Source organism: Pseudoduganella sp. UC29_71 (genome assembly GCF_042693265.1).
Classification (GTDB): Bacteria; Pseudomonadota; Gammaproteobacteria; order Burkholderiales; family Burkholderiaceae_D; genus Rugamonas.
Genome location: NZ_CP170549.1, coordinates 6826948 through 6842898 on the forward strand (window position 1 = coordinate 6826948; position 15951 = coordinate 6842898).

Genomic DNA, 15951 nt, shown 5'->3' on the forward strand with positions numbered 1-15951 from the left:
GCAGGCGGCGTTCGTAGGGCGGGTTAGGCGCAGCCGTAACCCGCCAGAGCTCAGTCGCCGGCGTTGACGTTGCCGATGCCGTTGACCGTCTTGTTCACATGGCGTGGCTTGCCGTAGTAGTTCAAGCTACCCATGCCGTTCACCACCGCATTCAGCGTATCGCGCGCAGTGACCTTCACGTTGCCGATGCCGTTAAAGTTCACGTCGGCGCGCTCGGCCTCCAGTTCCTTGGTGTCCACTTCGCCCACGCCCTGCGCCTTCAGGCGCAGCAGCTTGACCTTGCCCTGCGCCGCGAAGCGGCCCGCGCCCTGGTAGCTCACGTCCAGCCGGTCGCCGGACATATTCTTCAATACCGTTTCCCCCGCGCCTTCGCCGATGAACTTGACCAGCGACGGCACCGTGATGACGATGCGCGGATCGCCGTTGGTATTCTTGCCGCTGCTTTCGCGGTGGTAGATCTTCAGTTCGCCATTCACCACCTCGGTGACCAGGTTGCCGATGAATTTCTCGTTGCCGGACACTTTCACCGACTGCGTCTTGCCGGCTTCCACCACGATGCTGTACGCGCCCTTGCTGTCGATGGCGGTGAACGGCTGCACCGAGCGCAGCTGTTCATCGGCGTGCGCATGGGCGGCGAAAGCGAGCGTGGCGATGGCGGTTTGGATCAAGAGACGGCGCATGGTTTTCCCTTAAAAGTCATGGTGAGTTGTCAGTGCAGCCATTGTAATTTCGCGCGCAGCGGCGTGGTGGTTTTTGCGACGAACTGCAAATTCGCTGGGGTCAATTGCAACATAGCTTGCCCGCACCGGATGATAGGCATACCATGGGCGCGCCTTCACTGACCTGATCGACTATGCGCAGCACGGCCGCCCCGAACCGACGCCTGTCCCGCCTCACCGTGCACCTTTGGCTTACGCTCGGGGTGTCGCTGCTGCTGGCCGCCAGCTTCGCCTTCTATGTGCGCGCCGAAAAGAAGATCGACGCCGCCAACGACTTGCGCCAGCGCTCCACTTTCCTGGCCAACGAATTGCGCCAGTCGTCGGACGAATTGACCCGCATGGCGCGCAGCTTCGCCGCCACCGGCGAGCCGGTATACAAGCGCCATTACGACCAGATCCTGGCGGTGCGCGACGGGCGCTTGCCGCGCGCCGACAAGCATCCGGACATCTACTGGGACCTGCTGCCGGCCGACGCCGGCGTCACCGGCCCGCCGGGCGACGCCTTGCCCTTGCTGGAGCTGATACGCCGCGCCGGCTTCACGCCGGAAGAGATCGCCGTGCTGGAGCAGGCCAAGCTGCGCTCGGATGCGCTGACGGTCACGGAGCTGGCCGCGATGCGCCTGGCGGAGAGCGCCAGGGCCGGCACACTGGCCGCCGACACGGCCCGCGCGCGGGCCACCGCCATGCTGTACGACGCGGCTTACCACAGCGCCAAGGCCGGCATCATGGAGCCGATCCGGCGCTTCGCCACCATGACGGACGAGCGCACGCTCAATGCGGTGCGCCTGAGCGAGCAGCGCGCGCTGCAGCTGCGCGTGGTGTTCCTGGGCCTGGTGGCCATGCTGCTGGCGCTGGTATGGATGGCGCGCAGCGAAGTGCTGTCGGTGCTGGGCGGCTCGGTGCCGCAGCTCTACAGCCACATCGCGCGCCTGGGCAGCGGCGACTTTTCGGCGCCGCTGCCGGCCGCGCCGCGCGACAGCGTGCTGGGCTGGATAGGCGAGACCCAGCAGCGCCTGGCGCAGACCGACGCCGAGCGCACGCTGGCCGAGCGGGAGCTGGCCAGCTACCGCAGCCGCCTGGAGCAGCTGGTGGACGAGCGCACGCGGGCGCTGGCCTCGGCGCTGGACCGGGCCGAGGCGGCCAACCGGGCCAAGAGCGTGTTCCTGTCGAATATGAGCCACGAGCTGCGCACGCCGCTCAACGCCATCATCGGTTTTTCGCACCTGATGACGCGCTCGCAGACGCTCAGCGAGGACGAACTGGAAAACCTGCATTTCATTCATTATTCAGGCCAGCACCTGCTGGCGCTGATCGACCAGGTGCTGGCACTGTCGCGCACCGACGCGGAACCGGCGCCGGGCGCGCTCAGCGATGTCGGCGAACTGGGCACGCTGCCCGCCGTGCCGCCGCTGCCGGCGGCAGCGCCCGTCGCGGCGGAGCCGGCCCGGGCCGCCGTGCTGGCGGCGGACGTGCAGGCGCTGGACGAGGCCACCTATAGCGCGCTGTGCGCCGCCGTGCAGCACCTGGACCGCAAGCAGCTCAACGAACTGCTGCTGCGCCTGGCTCCGCAGCAGCCGGTGCTGGCGCGCGGCATCGAAGCCATGGCCGAGCGGCTTGAATACCGTGAGCTGTGGGAAGCGCTGCAGCAGGCGCGCGCAGCCTGAACCGGCCGCGTCAGGCGATGGTTTGCACCGTGCCACCCTCGGCGCGGATGGCCGCGCCGTTGATGACCGCCGCGCGTGCGCTGGCCAGGAAGGCCACCACGTCGGCCACTTCGGCCGGTTTGGCCAGGCGATAGATCAGCGATGAGGGCCGGTTCTCCTGCATGAACTTGCGCTCCGCGTCGGCGTACGGCAGCCCCGGGTTGACCGACTCGATGAAGCCTTTCAGGCTCTCCGTTTCGGTCGGCCCCGGCAGCACCGCGTTGACGGTGACGGCGGTGCCCTTGGTCAGCTCGGCCAGGCTGCGCGAGATCGACAGCTGGGTGGCTTTGCTGGCGCTGTAGTGCGCCATGGCGGCCATGGGCGTGAGCGCCACTTCGCTGGAGATGAAGATGACGCGGCCGTGGCCGCGCTCCAGCATGCCTTTCATATAGGTGCGCGCCAGGCGCACGCCGCTCCACACATTGGTGTCGAACATGGCCTGCCAGTCCGCGTCCGAGGTGCTGAAGAAGTCGCTCAGCGCGTAGGTGCCCATATTGTTGACCAGGATGTCCACCTGGGGATACGCGGCAGCGGCCGCCAGCTCGCCGCCGGCCACGCTCATGTCGGCCACCAGCGGCAGCGCGCGGCCGGCGCCGTAGCGCTCGCCCAGCGCGGCCACTGCGCGCTCCACGGTTGCGGGGCTGCGGCCGTTGACGATGACGGTGGCGCCATCCTCCAGCAACTGGGCGGCGATGGCGTAGCCGATGCCGGAAGTCGATGCGCTCACCAGCGCGGTTTTGCCTTGCAGTTTCAGATCCATTGCAGCACTCCTTGGTTGTTGATGGGAGGCAGTATGGCGCGCGGCGATTGCTTTGATAATCCGCTGTAATGGAATATGATTTTGGAATCTGATTCACATATGAGGCCACCATGGACAGCCGCAGCGGCGAAATGCTGGTATTTGCCAAGGTCGTCGAGACCGGCAGTTTTTCGGCTGCCGGCAAGCTGGCGAGCCTGAGCGCGTCCGCCGTCAGCAAGCTGGTGACGCGGCTGGAGCAGCGCCTCGGCGTGCTGCTGTTGCAGCGTTCCACGCGCCACCTGGCGCTCACGCCGGAAGGGCGGCGCTACTACGACAGCTGCGCGCGCATCCTGGCCGATATCGAGGAGGCCGAGCAGGGCGTGGCGGGCGACGCGGTCGCGCCGGGCGGCGTGCTGCGTGTGAATGTGTCGCTGCCGTTCGGCACGCACATGATCCTGCCGCTGCTGCCGGAATTCGTGCGGCGCTACCCGGACATCACGCTGGACCTGTCGCTGTCGGATGCGCTGGCCGATCTGCAGCGCGAGGCGGTCGACGTGGCCATCCGCATGGGACCGCTGGCCGACGCCAGCTTCCGCGCCCGCGTGCTGGGCCGCAGCCGGCGCGCCGTCGTGGCGGCGCCGCTTTACCTGGAGCGGTGGGGCGTGCCGCAGGAACCTGCCGCGCTGGCAGGGCACCGCTGTCTCAATTTCAATTTCCGCCGCGCGCTGGACGAGTGGCCGTTCCGCCTGGGCGGGCAGACGGTGCACATGCCGGTCCGGGGCGGCATCCTTGCCAACAACGGCGAAACCATGCGCCAGCTCACGCTGGACGGCCTGGGCATCAGCCGGCTGGCCATGTTCCACGTGGCTGCCGACCTCCAGGCCGGGCGGCTGGTGGAACTGCTGGCCGACTACAACCCGGGCGACACGGAGGAAGTGACGGCCATCTTCAGCAGCCAGCGCTACATGCCCTTGCGCGTGCGCGTGTTCATCGACTTCCTGCTGGAGCGGGTCAGCCCCTTGCTGGCGCCGGCCTAGCCCGGCTGCGACGTGCGAAGCACAGTGCGGGCAGCGCGCCGGCCATCAGCAGCAGGCTGGAAGGTTCGGGCACGGTGGCGGGCGGCGGCGCGCTGCCCTCCAGGCGGAACGGCATGCCGCCTTCGATGGTGAAGAGGTCGCCGGTGTCTTCCCATTGCAGCAGGAAGCTGCCGTTGGGGTCGCCGGTGTTGGCGGTGCGGAATTCCAGGTCCAGGCCGTAGAAACTCAGCAGGTAGTTGCCGGCGCCCAGCGTCAGGCCGCCGGTGGCGAAGGCGACGTCGTAGAACGTGGTGTAGGGGTAGCTGATGATGGCGTTCGGGATGGCCGTGTAGTCGCCGATATTCAGCGTCTGGCTGAAGATGGCGCTGCCGATGGCGCCGCCGCCGGCGTCGTTGTAGACGGTGAAGGTGAAGGCGCCGAAGAAGGGGTCTTCCGTCAGGCCCATCTGGAAGAACACGCTATCGATGGTGCGTGTGCCGGGCAGGCTGAAGTCGTCGTACAGCCGCTGCTGCTGGAGCGCGGTGGAATAGTAGCCGCTGCGCGCGTCGTCCTGCCCCAGGCCGTTGTCGAAGATAACGTCGGCGTGCGCCAGCGCGGTGCAGGCGGCCAGCAGGGCCGCAAGGAACAGGCGTTTCATGCTTAATCCCGAAAAATATTTACAGTTAGGAAATATTAAGCATGTTTCATGCCTGATAATAATATCCTTTGAACATCAACGGTTTGCGTGGGACTCGCTGGCTCGCCTGTAAAGTTTTCCGACAGTTATTTCAGCGCGCCGAATACTTTGCCGATCAGTTTGCTGCCGGTGCCGAGCGGGTCGCTGCGGATGGCTTTTTCTTCCTCGCCTATCATGGTGAACAGGCCGTCCAGCGCGCGCTGGGTCACGTAGTCCTCCACCGTGCCGGACTGCGCCAGCCCCATTTTCGACACCTTGGCCATGGCGCCGTTGTACTTGGCCGACAGGTCGGATTTATCGGTCACTTTTTTCACGATGGGCAGGAATTTCACGCCCAGCTGGGCGGAAGTCTTTTCGCGGAAGAACTGCGTCACCGAGGTGTCGCCGCCGCTGAGGATGTTTTTGGCGTCCGTCAGCGTCATGTTCTTGACGGCGTCCACCAGCAGCGGCTTGGCCAGCGGCACGGCCGCTTCGGCTGCGTGGTTCATCGATACCACCAGGTCGTCAAGCTGCTGCGCGTGGCCGGTCATTTTCAGGATGGGTCGGGCTTGCTCCAGCACTTTCGGCAAGGGGATTTTCACCTTCTCGTTGTTCAGGAAGCCGTTCTCGGCGCCCAGCTTGGCCACGGCGGCGGTGGAGCCGCGTTCCAGCGCGGCTTTCAGCGCGCCGTTCACGTCCTGGTTGGACAGGTCGGCCAGCGATACGGCCCAGGCGCTGGATGCGGCCAGCAGCAGCGGCAGCAGGCGGATGGATTTGAACATGGCGGCCTCGCAAATAGTAGGGATGAGGAGCATGGTACGCCATGCGCGCCGCAAGGGCCAGCGGCCACAGGGGCAACGGCCAGCAGGGGCAGCAGGGCAGCAGGAACAACAGAGGCAGCAGAGGCAGCAGAGGCAGCAGGGGTAGCAGCGGCGGCACCGACATGCAGCGGTCCGCAGCGGTCTGCGGCGTCGCGTCGCGGCTGCCAGCTAGGCGCTGGCCTCCTGCGCCGGCGCGGGCGCGGACACGCTGCTCAGGTGGCGCGGCGCTTGCCGCCGGCCCGCCATCAGGCGCAGCTCGTTGCGCTGCTGCTCGGTGTGCTGCGTGAGCTGCTGCACCTCGCGCTCCAGCAGCTCCACCCGCAGCGCATGCAGGTCCAGGCCGATCTGGCGCACCGCGAAGTCGAGCGCTTCGCATTCGTCGGGCCGGTGGCTCTCGCCGTTCGGCTTGGGACCCAGCAGCACAAAGCCGTACAGCGCGCCGCGATGGTTCATCGGGAGCGCCAGCTGGCCGCCGCTGGCATCGCCAATACTGACCAGCTGCGGCGCCATCTCCGCGCGCAGGGCCACGGCCGCATCGGCGTCGGCTGCGACGCGGGCGGGCACGCCGCGCAGCGTGTTGTCGTTGGCCAGCGCATAAGCGCCGTCGGCCTGGCGCAAGTAGATGGCGCAGCCGGCCTGGCCGGTGAACCGGTCCATCGCCTGTCGGCAAGAATCCAGCAGCGCCCCCACCGTGGTGATGTGGGCGGCCTGCTTCACATACTGCTGCAGCTTGTGTTCATTCTCGTGCCACTGGTGGAAGAACACCCTTTCCACCCAGCGCTCCACCCGTCCGTGCATGTGATGGAAGGCCAGGTACACGCCCAGCGCGATCAGCCCGTCCAGCACCAGCGTGAAGGTGGGCGCGTCCGCATGGCCGCCGCCGTGCAGCAGCGATGACGAGAGCCGCTCCACCACGCCGAACACGCACAGCAGCAGCACGCTGACCACGCTGAAGATCACCATGCGGCTGATGGCAAATTCAAAGTGGAACACGCGGTGCCTCAGCACGGCGTACACCAGGCCGACATACATCAGCAGCTGCCCGGCGAACATCGCCATGACGGTCCAGCGCATGCCGCGGTAGCCGGCGTCCAGTTCCGGCACCCACACCAGCACCGGCGGAATCGTCCCCACCAGGAAGGACAGCAGCAGCCAGTAGTGGCGCTGGCGCATTTCGCCGCGCGACTGGCGCCAGCCGTCCAGCAGGCTGGCCATCCACATCGACACGCCCAGCACGATCACCAGGCCAGTGCCCGGCAGCAGCAGCGGCGCCTCGTTGCCCAGGCCGAACCACAGCGCATAGGCCGCCATGCCGAAGCACAGCGCGCGCAGCAGCGGCAGCAGGCGCCACAGCCAGCGCCGCGCGGGCGTGTCCGGGTACTGCTGGTAGTGCAGCGCGAACAGCACCGAGCAGTACCACAGCAGCGGGAAAGCGGCCAGCTGCGCCAGCTTGGCCAGGCCGAACGCGGCCCCGGCCGGCAGATAATTGATGGTCATGTACAGCGTGAAGTTCTGCGCGCACAGCGCCATGGCCAGCGCGCGCTGCGAGCGGTGCTCGCCCTGCTTGAGGCCGATCAGCACGCTGAACAGCAGCGCCGGCAGGGCCAGCGCCAGGCGCGCCCAGTAATCGAACGCCTCGGCGAAGGGGATGGCGCTGGCTACGGCCTGCACGGTCAGGTGCTGCATGCGGCCGGACTGGTACAGCGTGAGCGTGATGGCTTCGCCGGCGTCGAAGCGGCGCCAGCGGTCCTGCACGCGGTCGAATTGCACGGTGTCGCCGGTTCTGGCGCCGTAGGCCAGCAGCGGCGAGCCGGGATCGAGCTGGAGGATTTGCAGCCGGTGCGTGCCCTGGCTTTCCGGGTGCAGGCCAATGTGGTCGTTAAGCAGGGCGCCCAGCGTGCCTTGCTGCTGCGCCAGCACGAGGGCGCGGAAGGCGCGGCTGGCATCCATCACCAGCAGCAGGGCGGCGACGGCGGTCAGCGTGCAGATCAGCCATTTCCAGCTTGCGGTAGACAATCGAAAACCAGCCATTGCGTGCTCCTGCGAGATCACAGCGTGGACGTGCCCGGAAAGCGAGTGCAAGAGGCCGATTATAAATTGCTAAGTTGCAGCAAGAAAGCGATTTCTGGTTAAACGCGGCCGTAGTCGCGCGCCGGCAACGCCAGGCCGGCGTAGCCCTCGGCGGCCAGGTAGGCGTGCACCAGCACGCCCAGCTGGCGCCGCAGCGCGGCGGCATCGGTGCGCGGGCCGTCCGCCATGATGCGCTGGGTGAGCAGGGCGTAGGAGGCGGTGTGGACCGCCCAGGCGGTCTGCTGCAGCGCTGCTGCGGATGCGGCCGGTGGCAACTGCGTCGGCTGTACCTGCTGCACGTGCTGCATGGGCTGCACCGGCTGCACCGGCTGCACTGCGCGCTCCAGCGCGGCGCTCCACATGCCGGTGGCCAGCTTGTAGAGGCGCGCATAGGCCTCCGGCGTGGAAATGCGGCGTTCCAGGTGCAGCAGCGCTTGCCACTCTGCCGCCTTGCCCGCGAAGCCGGCCACCATGCGGTCCAGCATGGCGTCCACCAGGCCGGCCAGCGTGGCGTGGGCTGGCGCGCCAGGCTCCCGGTCCTCTGCCAACGCCGCCACCTCGGTCACCATGGCCTTCATGCGCGTGCGTAGGCAGACGGCGGCCAGCGCCTCCTTGTTGGGGAAATACTCGTAAAAAGTGCCGATGCCCACGCCCGCCACGGCCGCCACGTCGCGGATGGTCACGCCGTCGTAGCCGCGCTCCAGCAAAACCCGAACAAAGGCCTCCTGCACGGCCAGCGACGTGGCCCAGGAGCGCGCCTGGCGCGGCCTGCGGCGGGGCTTCTGGCGCGCCGCGCGGCTGGAATCTGTCATGGGTGGAATCCGAACATGCTGAACAGACTTTAATCCTATACTAAACCGATCAGGATACCGGAGACCGCCATGCAATGGGAAACCCACGAAATCAGCAACCAGGCCGCTGAACTGAAAGACTACAACCTTTACCTCACCGACCCGCTGCTGCAGGACGCGGTGCAGCGCGGCGGCGCCGGCTGGCATGCGGAGGCGCTGGCCGGGCAGGGCGCGCTGCTGGGCAGCGAGGCGGTGATCCGCATGGGCGAACTGGCCAACCGCCACCCGCCCGAGCTGCACACCCACAGCAGCACCGGCGAGCGCATCGACGTGGTGGAATTCCACCCCGCCTGGCACGAGTTCCTGGCCATCACGCGGCGCCACGGCCTGGTGTCGCAGCCGTTCACCGAGCCGCGCGCCGGCGCCTGGACTGCCTACGCGGCCAGCCAGTACATGCACAACCAGATCGAAGCCGGCTCTTTCTGCCCGGCCAGCATGACCTTCGCCTGCATCCCGGTGCTGCAGCAGGAGCCGGCGCTGTTCGCGCAATTGCAGCCGCTGCTGTTCTCCAACGAGCACGACCCGCGCGACATTCCGGCCGCTGCCAAGAAGTCCATGATGGTGGGCATGGGCATGACCGAAAAGCAGGGCGGCACGGACGTGCGCACCAACACCACGCGCGCCGTCCACACCGGCGGCGCGGCGGGACGCGGCGGGGAGTACAGCATCGTCGGCCACAAGTGGTTCTTCTCTGCGCCCATGTGCGACGCGCACCTGGTGCTGGCGCGCACGGACGCCGGCCTGTCCTGCTTCTATGTGCCGCGCTGGCGCCCGGACGGCAGCAAGAACCCCATCCACATCCAGCGCCTGAAGGACAAGCTGGGCAACCGCTCCAACTCCAGCAGCGAAGTGGAGTTCCACGGCGCCTGGGGCGTGATGGTGGGCGAGGAGGGGCGCGGCATCCCCACTATCATCGAGATGGCCACCAACACGCGGCTGCACAACAGCATCTCCAGCGCGGCCTTCATGCGCCAGGCGCTGGTGCAGGCGCTCAACCACACACGCCAGCGCAAGGCGTTCGGACGTACGCTGATCGAGCAGCCGCTGATGCGCTCCGTGCTGGCGGACATGGCGCTGGAGAGCGAGGCGGCGCTGCGCGTGTCCATGCGGTTGGCGCAGGCGTTTGGGCAGGAGGGCGAGGTGGCGCAGGCGTGGAAGCGCATCGTCACGCCGGCCGCCAAGTTCTGGATCTGCAAGCGCGCGGTGGAGATGACGGGCGAGGCGATGGAAGTCTTCGGCGGCAATGGCTACGTGGAGGATGGGCCGATGGCGCGCCTGTTCCGAGAGGCGCCTGTCAATTCGATCTGGGAAGGCTCGGGCAACGTGATGTGCCTGGACGTGCTGCGCGCCATCGCGCGCCATGCGGACAGCATGCAGGTCTTGCTGGACGATCTGCTGCGCCGCGCCGGCGATGAGGTTCGCCTGCACGCGGAAATCGCCGCCCTGCGCGACGCGCTGCGCCAGCCGCCGGAGCAGCTGGAAGCGGGGGCGCGCCGCTATACGCAAAAGCTGATGCTGGCGGTGCAGGCGGTGCTGATGCGCGAGTCCGCCGCCCAGGCCGGCGCGGAGGCTTTCCTGGCCACGCGCTACGACAGCAAATGGGGCCGGGTGTTCGGCGCGCTGGATGCGCGGGTGGACGCCGGCGCGGTGCTGGCGCAGGCGTGGCAGGCTTAGCGCCGCCGGCCGCGCCCGGCGGGTTACGTGCTTCGCACTAACCCGCCCTACGGGCCTGCGGGACGCCAGGCCGCCGGGCCGCCGGGTCCCCGGGTCTCCGGGACGCTTGGATGTAGGGCGGGTTAGCGGGCACCGCGTAACCCGCCAGCACGCGGCGCCGACTAGCGCTACACTCCCGTCTCTCACTGAAGATGGAGATCCCCCATGTCCGACCTTACCATTGCCCAGCGCTGGCCTGCCCAGCACCCCGACCGCCTCCAGCTGTACTCGCTGCCCACGCCGAACGGCGTGAAAGTGTCCATCATGCTGGAAGAAACCGGCCTGCCTTACGAGCCGCACCTGGTTGACATCATGAAGGACGAAAACAACACGCCGGAGTTCAAGTCGCTCAACCCGAACGGCAAGATTCCCGCCATCGTCGACCCCAACGGCCCGGGCGGCAAGCCGCTGGCGCTGTTCGAATCCGGCGCCATCCTGCTCTACCTGGCCGAGAAAACCGGCCAGTTCCTGCCCGCCGACCCGGCCGGCCGCTATGAAACCATCGAGTGGGTGTTCTTCCAGATGGCCGCCATCGGCCCCATGTTCGGCCAGGTGGGCTTCTTCCACAAGTTCGCCGGCCGCGAATACGAGGACAAGCGCCCGCTGCAACGCTATGTGAACGAGAGCAAGCGCCTGCTGGCCGTGCTGGAAACCCGCCTGGAAGGGCGCGACTACATCATGGGCGACAGCTATACCATTGCCGACATCTCCATGATAGGCTGGGTGCGCAACCTGATAGGCTTCTACGGCGCGGGCGAGCTGGTGGACTACGCCAGCCTGTCGCGCGTGCCGGCCTGGCTGGAACGTTGCCTGGCGCGACCCGCCGTGCAGCGCGGCCTGGATATCCCGAAGCGCCCAACTTAACAAGACTGAGGAAGACATAGTGCTGAAACATCGCTCGATACTGGCCGCCGGCCTGCTGGCCATGGCCGCCGGCGCCCACGCGCAGGACGCAACCCCTGTGCGCGCCGACAAAAACATGATCAAGGCCCACCTGACCTTTTTGGCCGACGATTTGCTGGAAGGCCGCGAAACCGGCAGCCGGGGCTACGACATCGCGGCGCACTATGTCACCACGCAGTTCCTGCAATACGGCTTGGCGCCCAAGGGCGACCAGGGCGGCTTCCTGCAGCAGGTGCCGCTGCGCGCCACGCGCCTGGTTCAGGAATCGCCGCTGCTGGAATTGAGCGGCAAGGCCGGCACCGAGAAGCTGGCCTACCTCGACGACTACATGACTTCCGGCAGCCTGCTGGAAGACAAATCCGCCGCCGCTGCGCCGCTGGTATTCGTCGGCTACGGCATCGAGGCCGACCGCCTGCAGCACCACGATTACGCGGGCATCGACGTGAAGGGCAAGATCGTCGTGGTCCTGTCCGGCAAGCCGCGCAGCTTCCCCACCGAGGAAGGCGCGCACTTCGCCAGCGGCGAACAGAAGCGCGAAGTGGCGGCGCGCCACGGCGCCGCGGGCATGATCACCATCCCCACGCCGGGCTCGGAGAAAGCCGTGCCCTTCGCCAAGCTGAAGGAATACCGCTACATTCCCAGCATGAGCTGGGTGGACAAGCGCGGCGTAGCGGCGCACCAGCAGCCCACGCTGCAGAACCGCTACACCCTCAGCATGGCGGCCGCGCGCAAGCTGTTCGCGCAATCCGGCATGCAGCTCGACAGCATCTACGAGCAGGTGGCGGCCGACAAGCCGGTGCCGCGCGGCGACCTGGGCGTGTCCGCCCGCATGGCTTCGCAGAGCACGCGCAGCGACCTGAAAAGCAGCAACGTGGTCGGCATGATAGAAGGCAGCGACCCCAAGCTGAAGCACGAGTACGTGGTGTTCAGCGCCCACCTGGACCACCTGGGTCAGGTGAAGGAAAAGAGCGGCGACAACATCTTCAACGGCGCCATGGACAACGCGTCCGGCGTGGCCACGCTGATCGAGACCGCGCGCCTGTTCAGCCAGGGCAAGGTCAAGCCCAAGCGCTCCATCCTGTTCGTTGCCGTCACCGGCGAGGAAAAAGGCTTGCTGGGCGCGGACTATTTCGCCAGCAATCCCACCGTGCCGGCCGGCGCCATCGTGGCCAACGTCAACCTCGACATGCCGCTGCTGACCTTCGACTTCAGGAACGTGATGGCCTTCGGCGCCGAGCATTCCAGCCTGAAGGGCAACCTGACGCGCGCGCTCAAGCCGATGAACCTGGAGCTGATTCCCGACCCGTGGCCGGAGCAGGGCCTGTTCACCCGTTCCGACCACTACATGTTCGTGCGCCAGGGCATCCCGTCCATCTTCCTGGCCACCGGCATGGCGTCCTTCCAGAAGGGCGAGGACGGCGCCAAGCAATGGGAGCACTTCCTCACCACCAATTACCACCAGCCGACGGACGACCTGCAGCTGCCCTTCAATTTCGACGCCGCTGCGCGCTTTGCGCAGCTCAATTACAACATCGCGCTGGAGATCGCCAACGCGGCCGAGAAGCCTACCTGGAACAAGGGTGACTTCTTCGGCGACACATTCAGGAAATGACATGAGCAGTGCTATGACATACGAAGAGTATCTCGACGAGGTGACCACCTTGATCGTCGAGAAATACAATCTGGCGGATGCGGCCGCCATCAAACTGGTAGTAGCCGCGCAGGATGCGGAATTCTTCGTCAAGCATGACGACGACAAGGCCCTGCGTAATATCGACCAGGCCCACAAGGACGCCAAAACCCTGTATACATCGGCCTTCCCGGCCGGCGGCAAGCCGCGCCGCTGATCCATCGGGCCGCCGTTCGCGCGGCCCGATTCCCTCCACAGTCAAACAGAAAAAATAAAGTGGTATCGTCGCGCCACGCGGACGAGCCACGCGCCATGTTACACACAAAATGTACCAAGTATCACAAGCAGCACGCAGAAACTTCTCGGAACGTTGTATTCATGCTTCCATAACTGGAATGAATGGACGCATAGAAATGTTACATATACATTCAGCCTCGGTAACACCGCCACAAGCGATCACCATACCCAGAAAACAACGTTACAAGAGAGAAGATCCATGAAGAAAAGTTTTCCGTTTGCCGTGTTGATGTTGTCCGCCAGCCCCTACATCCTGGCGCAGGAAGTCCAGCCCGCCGCCGAAGCTCCGGCGGAAGATATCCAGAAGGTGGTCATCGTTTCGACCGGCAGCCGCGGCGCGCAGCGCACCCTGGTTGATACCCCGGTGCCGATCGACATCCTCAGTTCGCGCGAATTGACCAAGACCGGCCAGAACACGCTGGACAAGTCGATGCAGTTCCGCGTGCCGTCCTTCAACACCGTGCAGACGCCGGTCAATGATGCGACCTCCCTGCTGGACCCGTACGAGATCCGCAACATGGGGCCGAGCCGCGTGCTGATCCTGATTAACGGCAAGCGCAAGAACTCCAGCTCCCTGATCTACACCCAGACTTCCCCAGGCCGCGGCGAAAGCGGCGCCGACATTTCCGCCATCCCGACCGACGCCATCAAGCGCATCGAAGTGCTGCGCGACGGCGCGTCCGCCCAGTACGGCTCGGACGCCATCGCCGGCGTGGTCAACATCATCCTGAAGGACAACGCCGAAGGCGGCTCCGCCACCGCGCGCGCCGGCATCACCCACGAGAGCGACGGCCAGATGGGCGGCCTGAGCCTGAACCAGGGCGTGCCGCTGGGCGACCGCGGCTTCATCAACTACACGGTGGACGTGTCCAAGACCAAGCTGTCGAACCGTCCCGGCCTGGTGGACGCGCGCGGCGACGCCAGCGACTTCGGCGCCACCATCAAGGAGGTGCAGAACTTCCTGGCCATCAAGCCGGACGCCGGCAACATCAACGGCTCGCCGGCCACCGAGGCGTTCAAGGGCCTGGTCAACAGCCGCTACGAGCTGGACGACGGCGTGTCCCTGTACGGCAACGCCGCCTACATCCACAAGAAGATCGATTCCTACGCCAACTACCGCACGCCGTACTGGCGCCCAACCGACTACGGCCTGCTGCACGCGGCCGGCACGCCTTACCTGGGCTATGTGCCCAGCTTCATCGGCAAGCTGGACGACTACAACGCCACCGGCGGCGTGAAGTTCCCCGTGGCCGGCTGGGGCGTGGACCTGAGCCTGACCTACGGCGGCAACGAGCAGGAATACGGCGTGAGCAACTCGGTCAACCGCGGCATGGAAGACGCCTTCCTGGCCGGCACCAGCAAAGTGCATTCGCCCACCAGCTTCAACGCCGGCGGCGTGAAGTTCGAGCACTTCGTGTTCAACGGCGATATCTCCAAGCAGATCGCGCCCAACGTCAACGCCTACGCGGGCACCGAGCTGCGCCACGAAAAATACCAGGTCAAAGCGGGCGAGGAAGCGTCCTACATCCTGGGCGGCGCGGACTCGTACGCGGGCAATTCGCCGGAAAACTCCTTCCCCTCGTCGCGCTCGAACTACGGCGTGTACGGCGGCGCCACCTGGGACGTCAGCGACGCGCTGCTGGTGGACGGCACCGGCCGCTTCGAGAAGTACACCGACTTCGGCAGCGCCTTCGTGTGGAAAGCGTCGTCGCGCCTGAAAGTGAACGAGCAGATCACGCTGCGCGGCTCGGCCTCGACCGGCTTCCGCGCGCCGTCGCTGGCGCAGACCTTCACGCAGAAGGCCCAGTATTCCTTCGTGCCGGGCTCCGGCATCCAGGTGTCGGGCCTGGTAAACAACGTGTCGGCGCAGGCCGTGGCGCTGGGCGTGCCCAAGCTGAAGGCGGAGAAGTCCAACAACATCACCATCGGCCTGGGCCTGAAGCCGGACGCCGACACCAGCGTGACGGTGGACTTCTACCACATCAAGGTAAAAGACCGCATCATCCTGGGCAAGGAAATCAAGCCGAGCGGCGATCCGAAGCAAGCGCTGGACCAGATCCTGAAAGCCAACGGCATCGTTTCCGTCAGCTTCTTCGTCAACGCGCTCGACAGCGTCACCTCGGGTATCGACTATGTGGTGTCGCGCAAGAACATCCCGTTCGCCGACGGCAAGCTGACGCTTAACCTGTCCGGCAACTACTCGCTGAAAAACGAGCGCGACGGCGCGGTGAACAATCCGGGTCCGGTGGCGGCTGCCAACCAGTCGGTGCTGGACGCCACGCAGGAAGCGCTGATGTTCACGTCGCGTCCCAAGTTCAAGACCATCATCGGCGCGGACCTGGACTACAAGAACGTGAACTTCTCGCTCAATAACACGGTGTTCGGCCCGACCTATTTCCACCAGGCCGGCCTGGACTCGAACCTGGAAACGGCGTTCAAGACCAAGACCCTGACGGACTTCGCGCTGAACTACAACCTCACCAAGTCCACCACCTTGTCCTTCAACGTGAACAATATGTTCAACGTGACGCCGAAATGGCGCATCCGCGCCATGAACGCCGAGGGCCAGAAGCTGCTCGACAGCACCACCCGCGACGCCTATGGCATGACGCCGGCGGAAGTGCAGAGCAATCTGATCACCTTCAACGGCCGCTACTCGATGGTGACTTACGATGGCTCGCAGTTCAGCCAGTTGGGCCGCACCTTCGCCGCGTCGCTGAACTACCGCTTCTAAACACTACGCCACTGTCATTCGAAGCCGCCCGGTGCAAGCCGGGGCGGCTTTTTTGTTTGACACGGCGCAGTACTAGGCT

General features: G+C 66.0%; 13 protein-coding genes. 7 read left to right on the forward strand and 6 right to left on the reverse strand.

The annotated features are described in order from the left end of the window. Nucleotides 1–50: 50 nt before the first annotated feature. Entirely contained in the window at nucleotides 51–680 is a 630-nt protein-coding gene (locus ACFJI2_RS30465; protein WP_377703167.1) for a GIN domain-containing protein, read from the reverse strand. Between the two features lie 173 nt (nucleotides 681–853). Here ACFJI2_RS30465 and ACFJI2_RS30470 point away from each other — a divergent pair, with 173 nt between their 5' ends. Continuing rightward, nucleotides 854–2383, forward strand: a complete 1530-nt coding sequence (locus ACFJI2_RS30470; RefSeq protein ID WP_377703168.1) for a histidine kinase dimerization/phospho-acceptor domain-containing protein — start codon at nucleotides 854–856, stop codon at nucleotides 2381–2383. A 10-nt stretch (nucleotides 2384–2393) separates the two neighbouring features. On the opposite strand, the gene ACFJI2_RS30475 is transcribed toward ACFJI2_RS30470, so the two are convergent. After that, entirely contained in the window at nucleotides 2394–3182 is a 789-nt protein-coding gene (locus ACFJI2_RS30475) for an SDR family NAD(P)-dependent oxidoreductase (RefSeq protein WP_377703169.1), read from the reverse strand. A 110-nt stretch (nucleotides 3183–3292) separates the two neighbouring features. On the opposite strand from ACFJI2_RS30475, the gene ACFJI2_RS30480 reads away from it, so the two are divergent. Continuing rightward, nucleotides 3293–4198 carry a LysR family transcriptional regulator gene (locus tag ACFJI2_RS30480; protein ID WP_377703170.1) on the forward strand — a complete coding sequence of 302 codons (906 nt, stop codon included), beginning with the start codon at nucleotides 3293–3295 and terminating at the stop codon, nucleotides 4196–4198. Here the strand turns inward: ACFJI2_RS30480 and ACFJI2_RS30485 are convergent. The 4 genes from ACFJI2_RS30485 to ACFJI2_RS30500 all read right to left on the reverse strand — a co-directional run bounded on the left by ACFJI2_RS30485 (nucleotide 4173) and on the right by ACFJI2_RS30500 (nucleotide 8556). Next, a complete protein-coding gene (locus ACFJI2_RS30485) occupies nucleotides 4173–4835 on the reverse strand; it encodes a PEP-CTERM sorting domain-containing protein (protein ID WP_377703171.1) in 663 nt (220 codons plus the stop codon). The two genes, ACFJI2_RS30480 and ACFJI2_RS30485, sit on opposite strands and share 26 nt — an antisense overlap. A 125-nt stretch (nucleotides 4836–4960) precedes the next feature. Next, complete coding sequence (locus ACFJI2_RS30490) at nucleotides 4961–5635, reverse strand: DUF4197 domain-containing protein (protein WP_377703172.1); 675 nt, start codon at nucleotides 5633–5635, stop codon at nucleotides 4961–4963. Nucleotides 5636–5842: 207 nt separating this feature from the next. Beyond that, a complete protein-coding gene (locus ACFJI2_RS30495; RefSeq protein ID WP_377703173.1) occupies nucleotides 5843–7705 on the reverse strand; it encodes a hypothetical protein in 1863 nt (620 codons plus the stop codon). A 98-nt stretch (nucleotides 7706–7803) separates the two neighbouring features. Next, nucleotides 7804–8556 carry a TetR/AcrR family transcriptional regulator gene (locus tag ACFJI2_RS30500; RefSeq protein ID WP_377703174.1) on the reverse strand — a complete coding sequence of 251 codons (753 nt, stop codon included), beginning with the start codon at nucleotides 8554–8556 and terminating at the stop codon, nucleotides 7804–7806. Between the two features lie 69 nt (nucleotides 8557–8625). Between ACFJI2_RS30500 and ACFJI2_RS30505 the strand changes: the two genes are divergently transcribed. The 5 genes from ACFJI2_RS30505 to ACFJI2_RS30525 all read left to right on the forward strand — a co-directional run bounded on the left by ACFJI2_RS30505 (nucleotide 8626) and on the right by ACFJI2_RS30525 (nucleotide 15872). Then, entirely contained in the window at nucleotides 8626–10269 is a 1644-nt protein-coding gene (locus ACFJI2_RS30505; RefSeq protein ID WP_377703175.1) for an isovaleryl-CoA dehydrogenase, read from the forward strand. Nucleotides 10270–10473: 204 nt separating this feature from the next. Continuing rightward, nucleotides 10474–11172 (forward strand): glutathione S-transferase N-terminal domain-containing protein, encoded by a 699-nt coding sequence (locus tag ACFJI2_RS30510; RefSeq protein ID WP_377703177.1) that lies wholly within the window; start codon nucleotides 10474–10476, stop codon nucleotides 11170–11172. Between the two features lie 19 nt (nucleotides 11173–11191). After that, nucleotides 11192–12823, forward strand: a complete 1632-nt coding sequence (locus tag ACFJI2_RS30515) for a M28 family peptidase (RefSeq protein WP_377703178.1) — start codon at nucleotides 11192–11194, stop codon at nucleotides 12821–12823. A 13-nt stretch (nucleotides 12824–12836) separates the two neighbouring features. After that, nucleotides 12837–13058 (forward strand): hypothetical protein, encoded by a 222-nt coding sequence (locus ACFJI2_RS30520; protein ID WP_107875915.1) that lies wholly within the window; start codon nucleotides 12837–12839, stop codon nucleotides 13056–13058. Nucleotides 13059–13337: 279 nt separating this feature from the next. Beyond that, nucleotides 13338–15872, forward strand: a complete 2535-nt coding sequence (locus tag ACFJI2_RS30525; protein ID WP_377703179.1) for a TonB-dependent receptor plug domain-containing protein — start codon at nucleotides 13338–13340, stop codon at nucleotides 15870–15872. The last annotated feature ends 79 nt before the right edge of the window (nucleotides 15873–15951 follow it).

Bases quoted from the DNA above. Each gene is read 5' to 3' on its own strand.
- ACFJI2_RS30465 (WP_377703167.1), bottom strand. From the start codon at position 680: ATGCGCCGTCTCTTGATCCAAACCGCCATCGCCACGCTCGCTTTCGCC.
- ACFJI2_RS30470 (WP_377703168.1), top strand. From the start codon at position 854: ATGCGCAGCACGGCCGCCCCGAACCGACGCCTGTCCCGCCTCACCGTG.
- ACFJI2_RS30475 (WP_377703169.1), bottom strand. From the start codon at position 3,182: ATGGATCTGAAACTGCAAGGCAAAACCGCGCTGGTGAGCGCATCGACT.
- ACFJI2_RS30480 (WP_377703170.1), top strand. From the start codon at position 3,293: ATGGACAGCCGCAGCGGCGAAATGCTGGTATTTGCCAAGGTCGTCGAG.
- ACFJI2_RS30485 (WP_377703171.1), bottom strand. From the start codon at position 4,835: ATGAAACGCCTGTTCCTTGCGGCCCTGCTGGCCGCCTGCACCGCGCTG.
- ACFJI2_RS30490 (WP_377703172.1), bottom strand. From the start codon at position 5,635: ATGTTCAAATCCATCCGCCTGCTGCCGCTGCTGCTGGCCGCATCCAGC.
- ACFJI2_RS30495 (WP_377703173.1), bottom strand. From the start codon at position 7,705: ATGGCTGGTTTTCGATTGTCTACCGCAAGCTGGAAATGGCTGATCTGC.
- ACFJI2_RS30500 (WP_377703174.1), bottom strand. From the start codon at position 8,556: ATGACAGATTCCAGCCGCGCGGCGCGCCAGAAGCCCCGCCGCAGGCCG.
- ACFJI2_RS30505 (WP_377703175.1), top strand. From the start codon at position 8,626: ATGCAATGGGAAACCCACGAAATCAGCAACCAGGCCGCTGAACTGAAA.
- ACFJI2_RS30510 (WP_377703177.1), top strand. From the start codon at position 10,474: ATGTCCGACCTTACCATTGCCCAGCGCTGGCCTGCCCAGCACCCCGAC.
- ACFJI2_RS30520 (WP_107875915.1), top strand. From the start codon at position 12,837: ATGACATACGAAGAGTATCTCGACGAGGTGACCACCTTGATCGTCGAG.
- ACFJI2_RS30525 (WP_377703179.1), top strand. From the start codon at position 13,338: ATGAAGAAAAGTTTTCCGTTTGCCGTGTTGATGTTGTCCGCCAGCCCC.